At 72.6% G+C, this 13268-nt stretch carries 12 protein-coding genes; 4 read left to right on the top strand and 8 right to left on the bottom strand.

Annotated elements, in window-relative coordinates; all coding sequences use genetic code 11:
* Positions 1–4: 4 nt before the first annotated feature.
* Complete coding sequence (rsmI, locus tag AC07FJ_RS17845; protein WP_361418149.1) at positions 5–898, bottom strand: 16S rRNA (cytidine(1402)-2'-O)-methyltransferase; 894 nt, start codon at positions 896–898, stop codon at positions 5–7.
* A gap of 61 nt (positions 899–959) precedes the next feature.
* On the opposite strand from rsmI, the gene AC07FJ_RS17840 reads away from it, so the two are divergent.
* Entirely contained in the window at positions 960–2699 is a 1740-nt protein-coding gene (locus AC07FJ_RS17840; protein WP_479049938.1) for a dolichyl-phosphate-mannose--protein mannosyltransferase, read from the top strand.
* Positions 2700–2796: 97 nt separating this feature from the next.
* Positions 2797–4461 carry a penicillin-binding transpeptidase domain-containing protein gene (locus AC07FJ_RS17835; RefSeq protein ID WP_479049936.1) on the top strand — a complete coding sequence of 555 codons (1665 nt, stop codon included), beginning with the start codon at positions 2797–2799 and terminating at the stop codon, positions 4459–4461.
* 82 nt (positions 4462–4543) lie between these two features.
* Here AC07FJ_RS17835 and AC07FJ_RS17830 read toward each other — a convergent pair whose 3' ends face one another.
* Entirely contained in the window at positions 4544–5050 is a 507-nt protein-coding gene (locus tag AC07FJ_RS17830) for an SMI1/KNR4 family protein (RefSeq protein WP_479049934.1), read from the bottom strand.
* Between AC07FJ_RS17830 and AC07FJ_RS17825 the strand changes: the two genes are divergently transcribed.
* Positions 5049–6107: an NAD(P)-dependent oxidoreductase gene (locus AC07FJ_RS17825; RefSeq protein ID WP_479049932.1), complete on the top strand. Its 1059-nt coding sequence runs from the start codon at positions 5049–5051 to the stop codon at positions 6105–6107. The two genes, AC07FJ_RS17830 and AC07FJ_RS17825, sit on opposite strands and share 2 nt — an antisense overlap.
* A 61-nt stretch (positions 6108–6168) precedes the next feature.
* On the opposite strand, the gene AC07FJ_RS17820 is transcribed toward AC07FJ_RS17825, so the two are convergent.
* Genes AC07FJ_RS17820 through AC07FJ_RS17800 form a run of 5 tightly spaced genes read right to left on the bottom strand, consistent with a single transcriptional unit; the run spans position 6169 to position 10489 of the window.
* Entirely contained in the window at positions 6169–6675 is a 507-nt protein-coding gene (locus AC07FJ_RS17820; RefSeq protein ID WP_479049930.1) for a peptidylprolyl isomerase, read from the bottom strand.
* A gap of 10 nt (positions 6676–6685) precedes the next feature.
* A complete protein-coding gene (locus AC07FJ_RS17815) occupies positions 6686–7858 on the bottom strand; it encodes a serine hydrolase domain-containing protein (RefSeq protein ID WP_479049928.1) in 1173 nt (390 codons plus the stop codon).
* Between the two features lie 36 nt (positions 7859–7894).
* Positions 7895–8662: an energy-coupling factor ABC transporter ATP-binding protein gene (locus AC07FJ_RS17810; protein ID WP_479049926.1), complete on the bottom strand. Its 768-nt coding sequence runs from the start codon at positions 8660–8662 to the stop codon at positions 7895–7897.
* Complete coding sequence (gene cbiQ / locus AC07FJ_RS17805; RefSeq protein WP_479049924.1) at positions 8659–9420, bottom strand: cobalt ECF transporter T component CbiQ; 762 nt, start codon at positions 9418–9420, stop codon at positions 8659–8661. Before cbiQ ends, AC07FJ_RS17810 begins: the two co-directional genes overlap by 4 nt.
* 1 nt (position 9421) lies before the next feature.
* Complete coding sequence (locus tag AC07FJ_RS17800) at positions 9422–10489, bottom strand: energy-coupling factor ABC transporter permease (protein WP_479049922.1); 1068 nt, start codon at positions 10487–10489, stop codon at positions 9422–9424.
* Between the two features lie 213 nt (positions 10490–10702).
* Between AC07FJ_RS17800 and AC07FJ_RS17795 the strand changes: the two genes are divergently transcribed.
* Complete coding sequence (locus AC07FJ_RS17795; RefSeq protein ID WP_479049920.1) at positions 10703–11053, top strand: SsgA family sporulation/cell division regulator; 351 nt, start codon at positions 10703–10705, stop codon at positions 11051–11053.
* Positions 11054–11073: 20 nt separating this feature from the next.
* Here AC07FJ_RS17795 and AC07FJ_RS17790 read toward each other — a convergent pair whose 3' ends face one another.
* Entirely contained in the window at positions 11074–13242 is a 2169-nt protein-coding gene (locus AC07FJ_RS17790) for an MMPL family transporter (protein WP_479049918.1), read from the bottom strand.
* Positions 13243–13268: the final 26 nt, after the last annotated feature.

Raw genomic sequence — 13268 nt, 5'->3', positions numbered from 1 at the left:
TCCTTTACTCTCCGGCGGGCTTGGCCGAGCTTCCGCCTGGCGCGTTCTTTGCCGCCACGACGGCATCGAACACCTCCCGCTTGGGAAGGCCCGCCTCGGCGGCGACCGCCGCGATGGCCTCTTTCCGCCGCTCCCCCGCCTCCTCGCGCGCCCGCACCCGGCGCACCAGCTCCTCCGCGTCGAGGTCGCCGGGCGCGGGCTCCGGGGCGCCCTCCACGACGATGGTGATCTCGCCGCGCACGCCGTCGGCGGCCCACGCGGCCAGCGCGCCGAGCCCGCCGCGCTTGACCTCCTCGTACGTCTTGGTCAGCTCGCGGCAGACGGCGGCGCGGCGCTCCCGGCCGAAGACCTCGGCCATCGCGGCGAGCGTGTCGTCGAGGCGGTGCGGGGCCTCGAAGTAGACGAGGGTGCGCCGCTCGGCGGCGACCTCGCGGAGCCGGCCGAGCCGTTCGCCGGCCTTGCGCGGCAGGAAGCCCTCGAAGCAGAAGCGGTCCACGGGCAGCCCGGACAGCGCGAGCGCCGTCAGCACGGCGGACGGGCCCGGCACGGCGGTCACCCGGATGTCCCGCTCGACGGCGGCGGCGACCAGCCGGTAGCCGGGGTCGGAGACGGACGGCATGCCCGCGTCGGTGACCAGCAGCACGCGCGCCCCGCCCGCGAGCGCCTCGACCAGCTCGGGGGTACGGGCGGACTCGTTGCCCTCGAAGTACGACACGACCCGGCCGCGCGTGTGCACGCCGAGCGCCTGCGTCAGCCGCCGCAGCCGCCGGGTGTCCTCGGCGGCGATGACGTCGGCGCCCTCCAACTCGGCGGCCAGCCGCGGCGGGGCGTCCGCCACGTCACCGATCGGGGTCCCCGCGAGGACGAGCGTTCCGGTTACCGTTCCCGTTCCTGTCACAGGTGCCATCCTCGCAGCCCGGAGAGGCGACGCGCACAGGCGCGTTCCCTACGATGGCGCGGTGACCAGTACTGCTCAGAAGGCCCTGCGCGCGCAGGGCGCCGACGGCATCGGGAGTCCGCCCTCCTGGCAACGGCGCCTGCGCCGCTTCGGCTACGCCCCGCGGCCCGTGCCCGGCCTGCGGGAGCGGCTGGTTCCCCCGTACACGCGCCCCTCGGGCCGGACGTGGACGGTCCTCGGGGTGCCGCCCACCGCGGCGGACGGGCTGGTGCGCCTGACGGCGTGGGGCGGGCCGCTGCTCGTGGCGCTGGTGGCGGGGGTGCTGCGGTTCTGGAACCTGGGCCGGCCGCACGCGGTGATATTCGACGAGACGTACTACGCCAAGGACGCCTGGGCGCTGATCAACCAGGGGTACGAGGGGTCGTGGCCCAAGGACGTCGACAAGTCGATCCTGGCCGACCCCGGCGCGGTGATCGTGCCGACGGAACCGGGCTATGTGGTGCACCCGCCGGTCGGCAAGTGGGTCATCGGACTCGGCGAGTGGATCTTCGACTTCACCCCGTTCGGCTGGCGCTTCATGGTGGCGGTGCTCGGCACGCTGTCGGTGCTGATGCTGTGCCGGATCGGGCGGCGGCTGACGCGGTCGACGTTCCTCGGGTGCCTGGCGGGCGCGCTGCTCGCGGTGGACGGGCTGCACTTCGTGATGAGCCGGGCGGCGCTGCTCGACCTGGTGGTGATGTTCTTCGTGCTGGCGGCCTTCGGCTGCCTGCTGGTCGACCGCGACCGGGCGCGGGCGCGGCTGGCGGCCGCCCTGCCGGCCGACGCGGACGGGGTGCTCCGGCCGGACGTGCGGATCGCGGAGACGCTGGGCCTGGGGTGGCGGCCGTGGCGGATCGGCGCCGGGGTGCTGCTGGGGCTGGCGTGCGCGACGAAGTGGAACGGCCTGTACTTCCTGGCGGCGTTCGGTGTGATGACGGTCCTGTGGGACGTGGGCGCGCGCCGTACGGCGGGTGCCTTCCGGCCGTACGGGGCGGTGCTGAGGCGCGACCTGCTGCCGGCGTTCGTGTCGACGGTGCCGGTGGCGGTCGTGACGTACATCGCCTCCTGGTCGGGCTGGATCTTCACGGGCAAGGGCTACTTCCGGGACTGGGCCACGAAGGACGGCAAGGACAGCATGTGGTCCTGGCTGTTCCCGGACTGGTGGCGCAGCCTGTGGCACTACGAGACGCAGGTCTACGACTTCCACATCCAGCTCACCTCGGGGCACACGTACCAGTCGAACCCGTGGAGCTGGATGGTGCTGGGCCGGCCCGTCTCGTACTTCTACGAGGACCCGGCGCCGGGGACGGCCGGCTGCCCCGCGGACGCCACGGAGAAGTGCGCGCGCGAGGTGCTGGCGATCGGTACGCCGCTGCTGTGGTGGGCGGCGTGCTTCGCGGTCCTGTACGTCCTGTGGCGCTGGTTCTTCCGCCGCGACTGGCGCGCGGGCGCGATCGCCTGCGCCTTCGCCGCCGGGTGGGTGCCGTGGCTGCACTACGAGCACCGCACGATCTTCCTCTTCTACGCCGTGGTGTTCGTCCCCTACCTGTGCCTGGCGGTGGCGATGATGGCGGGGGCCATGCTGGGCCCGCCGGGCCACGACGGCTCGGCGGAGCGGCGCCGCACGGTGGGGGCCGTGGCGGTGGGCGTGCTGGTGCTGCTGATCATCTGGAACTTCATCTACTTCTGGCCGCTGTACACGGGTCAGTCGATCCCGATGGACGAGTGGCGGGACCGGATGTGGCTGGATACGTGGGTGTGAGCCGGGGCTGACGTTCCGTTCGGATAACGACGGGCACCGTTGTCACTACCGTCCCGTAGCGTTACTGCCGTTTACGGGGCGGAGGGGGACTGCACGGATGCGCAGCGGAGCGAAGGTGGCCGTCGTCGGGAGTGTGTTCGCCGTGGTGGCGGGCGGCGTCGGGTACGGCGCGTACAACCTGTGGAACGGGGTGATGGGGACGACGGCCGCGTCCTCGTCGAAGGCCGCCCCCGGGACGCGGAGCGCCGGGAGCGGGCCGGTCACCGGCGACGAGGTGGAGCGGACGGCGAAGGAGTTCCTGGCGGCGTGGGCCGGGGGCGACGCGGACACGGCGGGCGAGCTGACCAACGCCGCCGGCACCGCGACCCCGGCCGTACGGGGCTTCCGCGAGGAGGCCCACGTCTCGAAGGCGGTCATCACGCCGGGCAAGGCGGTCGGTACGAAGGTGCCGTTCACGGTCGACGCGACGGTGACGTACGAAGGCGTCTCCAAGCGCTGGACGTACGCCTCCGAGCTGACGGTGGTGCGGGGCGTCACGACGGGCAGGCCTCTGGTGGACTGGCAGCCGGCGGTCATCCACCCGAAGCTCACCAAGGACGCCGTCCTGCGGACGGGCGAGGCGCCCGACCCGCCGGTGAAGGCCGTCGACCACGAGGGCCGGGAGCTGACGAAGGAGAAGTACCCCTCGCTCGGCCCGGTCCTGGACCAGCTGCGCGAGAAGTACGGCTCCGAGACGGGCGGCAAGCCGGGCGTGGAGACGTGGATCGAGCCGGCGGCCGCGGGCGCGGCCGAGGGCGCGGCGAAGGAGACGCTGCTGACGCTCGCCAAGGGCGAGCCGGGCGAGCTGCGGACCACGCTGGACGCGGACGTGCAGGCCGCCGCCGAGCAGGCGGTGCGGCGGTACGGCGAGTCGTCGGTGGTGGCGATCAAGCCGAGCACCGGGGAGATACGGGCGGTCGCCAACAACCGGAAGGACGGCTTCAACGCCGCGTTCCTGGGGGTGCAGGCGCCCGGTTCGACGATGAAGATCGTGACGGCGGCGATGATGCTGGACCAGGGCGTGGTCTCCGGCCCCGGCGACCGCGTGGAGTGCCCGGCGAACGTCACCTGGGACGGCGTGCCCTTCCACAACCTGAACGGCTTCGACATCCAGGGCGGCACCTTCCGGGACAGCTTCCGCCGCTCCTGCAACACCGCCTTCATCAAGGCCGTCAAGCCGCTGAACGACAAGGGCGTCGCCGGTACGGCGCTGGGCGCCACGGCCCGCACCTACTTCGGCATCGGCGAGGAGTGGAACACCGGCGTCCGCTCCATCGACGGCAGCGTGCCGCAGTCGGCGGGGGCCGAGACGGCGGCCTCGTACATCGGCCAGGGCAAGATCACGATGAACGCCCTCAACGTCGCCTCGATCGCCGCCACCGCGAAGAACGGCTCCTTCAAGCAGCCGGTCATCGTCCCGCGCGACCTGCTCGACCGCGCGCCGGCCACCGCCCGGCCGCTCCCCGGCTCCATCGCGAGCGCCCTGCGCGACATGATGCACGCGACGGCGACCAACGGGACCGGCGCGCGGGCGATGTCCGGGCTCGGCACGAACGACAAGGGCGCGAAGACCGGTTCGGCCGAGGTGGACAGCCAGTCCTCCTCCAACAGCTGGTTCACCGGGTACGCCGACGACCTCGCGGCCGCGGCGGTCGTCCAGTCCGGCGGCCACGGCGGCGACGCGGCGGGGCCTCTGGTGGCGTCGGTGCTGCAGGCGCGGTAGGGCGCGCGGGGCGAGGCCCAGGGGGCGTGCGCCTCCGTCGGCGTACGGGCCGTGACTCCGGCCCTGACGGACGGACCTTCCCTCAGTCGTCGTCGAAGTCGGCGGAGGAGGTGAGGCCCTCGACGAAGGAGCGGAAGTCCGGGGCGAGGGCGAGTTCGGAATGGTCGTCGGCGTCGAACCAGACCACCGACGGCTCCCCCTGCCGGCCGCAGGCACGGTAGTCCAGCCCGATCCAGTAGTGCCCGCCGCCCGAGATCAGGACCACGTCCGCGGGCAGCCCCCACTCCTCCACCAGGTACGGGCTGTCCACCAGGGACAGCGCCTGCTCGTCGTGGCCGATGCCCATCACGAAGTCGAGGGGGACGTGGTCAGGCGCCCACGAGGTCGGCCGACTGGTGGGAAAGGCGTCCCGGCTCGACGCGACCAGGCCGCCGTTCTGTTCGCGGAGGAGTTCGAGCAGAGCGTCGGGAAGCACGACGTCCAACAGCCGCTGTGCCTCCGCGATCGACTTCTCGGTCAGGGGCGGCTGCACCTGGCGGTCGCTGCCGGTGTCCCAGAACGGCCGCTGAAGGTGCTCGGCGTGTGTCATGAGCGTCATCGTAGGGGCGGTGTACGGCGCCGACGCCCGAGCCCTGATCGTCGACGACGACTCCCTTGACCTCAAGTGCGGTTCAGCTTCTAGCGTGACGTTCCGCACCACCGTGTCGCCCCGCACCCGCCGGGCCACGGCGACCCGAACGAGGATGACGATGACGACGACTGCCTCAGCACAGACCGATGCCCAGCCGGCCGTGACCGTGCTCGGGTTGGGCGAGATGGGCTTCGCCCTCGCGAGCGCCTTCCTGGACGGCGGGCATCCGACCACGGTGTGGAACCGTACGCCGGAGAAGGCCGACGCCCTGGTCGCCAGGGGGGCTCAGCGGGCCGCGACCGTTCGGGACGCCGTCGCCGCCGGTTCGCTCGTGGTCGTCAGCGTGAAGGGCAACGCCACGGCCCGCGCGCTGCTGGAAGCCTCAGGGGACGCGCTGTCCGGTCGCGCCGTGCTCAACCTGACGGACGGGACGTCGGCGGAGGTCAGGACGGTGGCCGACTGGGCCGGGCGCCAGGGCGCGCAGTACCTGCACGGGCAGATCATGACGATCGCTCCGGCCGTCGGAGGCGCGGAGAGCGTGGTCTTCTACGGCGGCTCCGACGCCGTGTACGACCGCTTCCAGCCGACGCTCCGGCTCATCGGCGGCCGGGGAACCCTGATCGCGGCCGACGCCGGTATACCAGCGCTGTACGGGATGGCCGTGCACGACACGATGTGGGGCGCGCTCAACGGGTTCCTGCACGCGGCCGCCCTGCTGTCCAGCGAGGGCATCGAGGTGAAGCGGTTCCTGGACGACGCCGCCCCGTCCCTCTCCGCGCTGCTGGCCTTCCTGCCGACGACCGCCGACGAAGTGGACCGCGGCGCGTACGCGACGGAGTACGGAGCACTCCAGCACCACCGTCCCTCGCTCGAGGACCTCGTCCGCGAGAGCGAGGCGCGGAACATCGATGCCGCGTTCCCCGGCTACACCCTCGGTCTCGTGGACAAGGCCGTGGAAGAGGGGCACGCCAAGGACAGCTACGCGCGGCTGGTCGAGCACTTCAGGAAGCGGTGAGCAGGGGCCGGCGGCCGCAGGGACCGGCCGCGCGGCGGCCGGTCCCGTTGCGGCGGGGGGCTCAGACCGTGCCGGACTTGGCGATGGTGACCTTGGCCTTCGGGGTGCCCGCGCTGGTGCCGAGGGACTCGATCTTCTTGACCAGGTCCATGCCCTCGACGACCTCGCCGAAGACGACGTGCTTGCCGTCGAGCCAGTCGGTGACGATCGTCGTGATGAAGAACTGCGAGCCGTTGGTGTTGCGGCCCGCGTTGGCCATGCTCAGCAGGCCCGGGCGGTCGTGCTTGAGCTGGAAGTTCTCGTCGGCGAACTTCTCGCCGTAGATGGACTTGCCGCCGGTGCCGTTACCGGCGGTGAAGTCGCCGCCCTGGAGCATGAAGGAGGGGATGATGCGGTGGAAGCCGGAGCCCTCGTAGCCGAAGCCGTGCTGGCCGGTGGCGAGCTCGCGGAAGTTGCGGGCCGTCTTCGGGACGACGTCGTCGTACAGCTTGAAGACGATCCGGCCGGCCGGCTCGTCGTTGATCGTGATGTCGAAGAAGACGTTGCTCTTGTCGCTGTTGTCAGTCATGGGAATCACCCTAGGTGACGTCTCCGGCGATCGCCGCACGGACCGCCCGTATCAGCGCCTGGGCCCGCGGGTCGGCCGTGACGCCCTTGCGCATGCCGTTGGTGACGTAGCCGAGGGCGATGCCCGACGCCGGGTCGGCGAAGCCGAGGGAGCCGCCGCGGCCCGGGTGGCCGAAGGAGCCGGGGGACAGCAGGGGCGAGGCGGGGCCGTGGAGCATGTAGCCCAGGCCGAAGCGGGTGTTCACCACGAGGACGCGGTCCGGGCCCACGGCCTCCTCCGTGCGGGCCATGGCGAGCGTCGCCGGGGCGAAAAGGCGGTGGCCGTCGACGGGACCGAGGGTGGCGGCGTAGAAGCGGGCCAGGGCACGGGCGGTGGAGATGCCCGCCGAGGCGGGGAGTTCGGCGGCGCGGTACGCGGGGTCGTTCTCGTCGGGGGCCGGGGCGATCGCCCCGAAGGCGCGCCGGGTGAGCGAGGCGGGGTCGGCGTAGGCGTCGGCGACCGAGCGCTTGGGGCGCAGCTTGAGGGCGCCGCCGCCCTCGGTGGGCTCCTCGACGGGGCCGACGCGGCCGACGCGGTGCGCCTCGTCGTCGGGGAGGCCGATCCACAGGTCCAGGCCGAGGGGGCGGGCCACCTCCTCGGCGACCCAGCGGCCGATGGTGCGGCCGGTGACCCGCTGGACGAGCGCGGCCAGCAGCCAGCCGTACGTCTGGGCGTGGTAGCCGTGGGCGCTGCCCGGCTCCCACGCGGGCGCCTGCGCGGCGACGGCGGCCGCGGCGGTGTCCGGGTCGGCGGCTTCGGCGAAGGTCAGCGGCCGGTCGACGGCCGGGACGCCCGCCTGGTGCGCCAGCAGGTGCCGGACGAGGGCCCGCTCCTTGCCGGCGGCCTTGAACTCCGGCCAGTACGTTCCCACGGGCGCGTCCAGGTCCAGCTGCCCGCGCTGGTGCAGCAGCAGGGGGACGGCGGCGGCCACGCCCTTGGTCGCGGAGCGGACGATCTGGGCGGTGTCCACGGCCCAGGGGGCGGTCCCGTCCACGTCCTTGGCGCCCGCCCACAGGTCGACGACCTTGCGGCCGTCGCGGTAGACGGCGACGGCCGCGCCCCGTTCGCCCCGCTGTTCGAAGTTGCGGATGAAAGCGTCCTTGACCGGTTCGAAACCCGCCTGCACTGTGCCCTGGACGTCCACGCCCACCCCTTTCGCTCACACCCATGGTGCAACGCGTCAGTGGGAGGCCGGATTCCGGGTCGTGGTCGGGTCGAAGCCGAACGGCAGCTCCAGGCGGTGGCGCCGCATGAGCGCGTCGTCGCAGAGCAGCTCCCGGGTCGGGGCGTCCGCCGCGATGACGCCCTCGCTGAGGATGACCGAACGGGGGCAGAGCTCCAGGGCGTACGGCAGGTCGTGCGTGACCATCAGGACGGTGACGTCCAAGGAGCGCAGGATGTCGGCGAGTTCGCGACGGGAGGCCGGGTCCAGGTTGGACGACGGCTCGTCGAGGACGAGGATCTCCGGTTCCATGGCGAGGACGGTCGCGACGGCCACCCGCCGCCGCTGCCCGAAGGACAGGTGGTGCGGCGGCCGGTCGGCGTACGCCTCCATGCCGACCCGGGCGAGAGCCTTCATGACGACGGCCTCCAGCTCGGGGCCGCGCATCCCGGCCGCCGCTGGGCCGAAGGCGACGTCCTCGCGGACGGTCGGCATGAAGAGCTGGTCGTCCGGGTCCTGGAAGACGATGCCGACCTTGCGGCGGATCTCAGCGAGGTTCGCCTTCTCGACGGGCAGCCCGGCGACCGTCACCGTGCCGACCCCGCCGCCGAGGATGCCGTTGAGGTGCAGGACCAGGGTGGTCTTGCCGGCGCCGTTGGGCCCGAGGAGGGCGACCCGCTCGCCGCGCTCGACGGTCAGGTCGACGCCGAAGAGCGCCTGGTGGCCGTCGGGGTAGGCGTACGCGAGGCCGCGCACCTGGAGCGACGGGACGAAACTGAGACTCATAGCGTCCATCCCAGCAGACAGACGGCGAGAGCCGTGAGCGGGAGGGCCGCGGCCGCCGACCACTGGGCCCGGGAGGCCGTCGCCTGGTCGATGACGGGCATGGTGCCGGCGTAGCCGCGGCTGACCATCGCCAGGTGGACGCGTTCGCCGCGTTCGTACGAGCGGATGAAGAGCGCGCCGGCGGACTTGGCGAGCACGCCCCAGTGGCGTACGCCCCTGGCTTCGAAGCCGCGCGAGCGGCGGGCGACGGACATGCGCCGCATCTCGTCGGTGATGACGTCGCCGTACCGGATCATGAAGGAGGCGATCTGGACGAGGAGCGGGGGCAGCTTCAGCCGCTGCAGGCCGAGCAGCAGGGCGCGCAGCTCGGTGGTGGCGGCGAGGAGGACGGACGCGGCGACGCCGAGGGTGCCCTTGGCGAGGACGTTGAAGGCGTCCCAGAGGCCGGGTACGGAGACGGAGACGCCGAGCACCTCCGTCTGGTGCCCCGGCACCACGAACGGCATCAGGAACGCGAAGGCCACGAACGGCACCTCGATCACCAGCCGCCGCAGCACGAAGCCCGCCGGGACGCGGGCGGCCGCCGCGACCGCGCCGAGCAGCACCGCGTACAGGCCGAAGGCCCATACGGCCTCGCGGGGCGTGGAGACCACGACCACGACGAAGCAGAAGACGGCGGCGAGCTTGCAGTGGGGCGGGAGCCGGTGCACGGGCGAGTGCCCGTGCCGGTAGAGCTTGTGCGAGTGGCCCGCGCCCACGTCAGACGGTTTCCCGCGCGGCGGTGGTCGCCCCGGAGGCCGGAGCCGTCGCCTCCGCGCGACGGCGCCGTACGGCCCAGAACACGCCTGTGCCGACGGCGACCGTCGCGCCCACGCCGATGGTGCCCGCCAGCCCCCCGGACAGGCGGGCGTTCGTGACGCCGCTGACGCCGTAGTCGGCGAGCGGCGAATCCTTGGCGGCGTGGTCCTCGACCTTCGTGTCGATGCCCTGGTCGGCGGCGACCTTCTCCAGGCCGTCGGGGCTGGCGGAGGCGTAGAAGGACACGACTCCGGCCAGCGCGAGGGCGGTGGCCAGTCCGGTGGCCCACACCTTCTTGGTGGAGCGGGGCGCGGCGGCGGCCGGAGCCGCGGCCGGGGCGGCGTCGACCAGCTCCCCGCCGACCCGCAGCTTGAGCGGCGCGGTCAGGCCGCGGGCGCCGTACACCAGGTCGGGGCGTACGGCGATGACGGCGCCGACGGTCGCGGTGGTGATGGCCGCCTCGCCGATGCCGATCAGGACGTGGACGCCGACCATGGCGGTGAAGACCTTGGTGACGGGGACGTCGGTGGTGCCGCCGACGGCGTAGATCAGGGTGAACGCGGCGGCCGCGGCGGGCACGGAGACGAGCGCGGCGACGAAGGAGGCGACGGTCACCGAGCGGCGGGTGCGCGGCAGGACGCGGACCAGGCCGCGGAAGAACCCGTACGCGGTGACGACGGTGACCGCGCCCATGACGGTGATGTTGACGCCCAGCGCGGTCAGGCCGCCGTCGGCGAAGAGGATGCCCTGCATCAGCAGGACGACGGCGATGACGAGCACGCCGGTGTACGGGCCGACGAGTATCGCGGCGAGCGCGCCGCCGAGCAGGTGTCCGCTGGTGCCGGCGGCGACGGGGAAGTTCAGCATCTGCACGGCGAAGATGAACGCCGCCACGAGCCCCGCGAGCGGCGCCGTACGGTCGTCCAACTCCCTGCGGGCCCCGCGCAGGCTCACGGCCACCGCGCCCGCGGCGGCGAGGCCGGCGGCCGCGGAGACGGGCGCGTTGATGAAACCGTCGGGGACATGCATGGCGGGGACCGCTTTCGGACAGGGTGGGGGCCCGGTGTGGACCGTTCGATGATGGGGCTTCTTGCGAACAAGTTGCAAGAGCGTACCCGTCACAGAAACGAGCCGGGGCGCACGCGCTAGACAAATAGGACATAAGGTATAGGTCTGGCGAGTGTGAGGAGTCGCACGATGGTCTCCGCCGAGGAACCCCCTCTTGAGGGGAACACGATCCCCATGGTCGAAATCCATGCCAAGGGGTTGATCGTCGACGACGGCCCCCTCTCGCGCCCCGTTCCGGTCGCCCTGCGCTGCGACCCCTCCGACACCGAGGCCGGCGATTCCGCCACCGTCCGCCTCGTCTTCCCCGAAGGCACCACCTGGACCTTCCCCCGGGCCGTACTGGAGCGGGGCCTTCGCGCCCCCGCCCGCCACGGCGACATCGGGGTCTGGCCCTGCGGCCGGGTCCAGACGGTGGTGGAGCTGCACACCTCCGGCGACGTGGCGATGGTGCAGTTCGACTCCTCGGCGCTGCTGCGCTTCCTGCGGCGCACGTACGCCGCCACCGCGTCGCACGTGACGCGGTGACGGCGTAGCCGGAACGGGAATCAGGCGCGGACGAGCTCCCGCTCCCCTTCCCCGGGTGCGCCGGAGAGCTCCTTCCGCAGGCCCTCACCCTCCACGTCCACGTTGGGCAGGACGCGGTCGAGCCAGCGCGGCAGCCACCAGGCGGCGCGGCCGAGCAGGGCCAGGACGGCCGGGACGATGGCCATCCGCACGATGAACGCGTCGAAGAAGACGGCGACGGCGAGCCCGAAGCCGATCATCTTCACCATCTGCTCGCTGGAGCCGATGAAGCCCGCGAAGACCGCGATCATGATCACCGCGGCGGCCGTGACGACGCGGGCGCCGTGCCGGAAGCCGGTGACGACGGCCTGGCCGGGCCGCTCGCCGTGGACGTACGCCTCACGCATCCGGGTCACGAGGAAGACCTCGTAGTCCATGGCCAGGCCGAAGACGACGCCCACCATGAAGATCGGCATCATGCTCATGATCGGGCCGGTCTGCTCGACGCCGAAGAGCGAGCCGAGCCAGCCCCACTGGAAGACCGCCACGACCGCGCCGAGCGCGGCGACGACCGAGAGCAGGAAGCCGAGGGCCGCCTTCAGCGGCACCAGCACCGAGCGGAAGACCACCATCAGCAGCAGGAACGCGAGGCCGACGACGAGCGCCAGGTAGGGCAGCAGCGCGTCGTTCATCTTCTGCGAGAAGTCGATGTTCATCGCGGTGGCGCCGGTGACGAGCACGTCGTCGCCGGTGGTGTCCCGGATGGAGTGGACCAGCTCCTCGGTCGCGGTGGAGGAGGGGCGGTCCTTCGGGACGACGGTGATGATCGCGGTGTCGCCCGCCTTGTTGGGGGTGGGCGGGGTGACGGCCGCGATGCCGTCCAGGCCCCGGATCGTCGTGACCGTACGGTCGGCCGCGGTCTTGTCGCCGTCGACCACGACCATGAGCGGCCCGTTGGAGCCGGGGCCGAAGCCGTCCGACAGCAGGTCGTACGCGCGGCGCTGGCTGGTGGAGGTGGGTTGGGAGCCGTCGTCGGGCAGGCCCATCTCCAGCGAGGCGGCGGGCAGCGCGACCGCGCCGAGGCCGACGACGCCGACCAGCAGGACGACGAGCGGACGGCGCAGGACGAAGCGCGCCCAGCGGGTGCCCATGTTGGGCTTGTCCTCGTCCGACGCCGGAACGGGGTTCTTGCGGGCCTTGCGGCCGTGGACGCGCTTGCCGACGTAGCCGAGCAGCGCCGGGATGAAGGTGAGCGCGATGAGGACGGCGATCAGGACCGTGCCGGCGGCGGCGAAGCCCATCTTCGTCAGCATCGGGATGTTGACGACGGCCAGGCCGACGAGCGCGATGACGACGGTGAGGCCCGCGAAGACGACCGCGGAGCCGGCGGTGCCGACGGCCCGCCCGGCCGCCTCCTCGCGGTCGCGGCCCTCGGCGAGCTCGGCGCGGTAGCGGGAGACGATGAAGAGCGCGTAGTCGATGCCGACCGCGAGGCCGATCATCATCGCGAGCGTGGAGGTGGTGGAGCCGAGGTCGAGGACGCTCGCCAGGGCCGTGATGGTCGAGACGCCGATGCCGACGCCGACGAGCGCGGTGAGCAGCGGCAGTCCGGCGGCGACCAGGGACCCGAAGGTGATGACGAGGACGATCCCGGCGACGATGACGCCGATGATCTCGCCCGAGCCGGTCTCGGGCACGGTCTGCAGCGCGTCACCGCCGATCTCGACGGTGAGCCCGCCCTGCCGCGCCTCGGCGCCGGTCTCCTTGAGCGCCTCGCGCGTCGCGTCGGTCAGCTCCATGCCGTTGACCTTGTACGACACCTGGATGTAGGTCGTCGTGCCGTCGCGGGAGACGGCCTGGACGGCGTACGGATCGGTGACCGAGGCGACCTGGTCGGAGCCGGAGCGCAGCTCGCCGACGGCCTTGTCGACGACGGCCTTGCGCTCGGGGTCGGTCATCTTCGCGCCGTCGGGCGCCTTGAAGACGACGCGGGCGGTGGCGCCGTCGGCACCGGCGCCCGGGAAGCGCTGTTCGAGGAGGTCGAAGGCCTTCTGGGCCTCCGTGCCGGGTATGGAGAACGAGCTGGACGTCGCGGCGGGCGCGGAGGCCGCGCCCACGCCGGCGAGCGCCAGCAGCGCGACCCAGAGGAGGGTCACGACATGGCGGCGCCGGAAGGCGAGCCGGCCGAGTCGGTAGAGGAACGTGGCCACGGGGGCGACTCCCGGAGGTGTGGATC

Source organism: Streptomyces sp. NPDC045998 (genome assembly GCF_056430285.1).
This window is presented reverse-complemented; position numbering and strand designations above follow the sequence as displayed.

Excerpts from the sequence above, each read along its gene's own strand:
- AC07FJ_RS17835 (WP_479049936.1), top strand. The coding sequence starts at position 2,797 with ATGCGCAGCGGAGCGAAGGTGGCCGTCGTCGGGAGTGTGTTCGCCGTG.
- AC07FJ_RS17795 (WP_479049920.1), top strand. The coding sequence starts at position 10,703 with ATGGTCGAAATCCATGCCAAGGGGTTGATCGTCGACGACGGCCCCCTC.
- AC07FJ_RS17810 (WP_479049926.1), bottom strand. The coding sequence starts at position 8,662 with ATGAGTCTCAGTTTCGTCCCGTCGCTCCAGGTGCGCGGCCTCGCGTAC.
- AC07FJ_RS17800 (WP_479049922.1), bottom strand. The coding sequence starts at position 10,489 with ATGCATGTCCCCGACGGTTTCATCAACGCGCCCGTCTCCGCGGCCGCC.
- AC07FJ_RS17830 (WP_479049934.1), bottom strand. The coding sequence starts at position 5,050 with ATGACACACGCCGAGCACCTTCAGCGGCCGTTCTGGGACACCGGCAGC.
- AC07FJ_RS17820 (WP_479049930.1), bottom strand. The coding sequence starts at position 6,675 with ATGACTGACAACAGCGACAAGAGCAACGTCTTCTTCGACATCACGATC.
- AC07FJ_RS17825 (WP_479049932.1), top strand. The coding sequence starts at position 5,049 with ATGAGCGTCATCGTAGGGGCGGTGTACGGCGCCGACGCCCGAGCCCTG.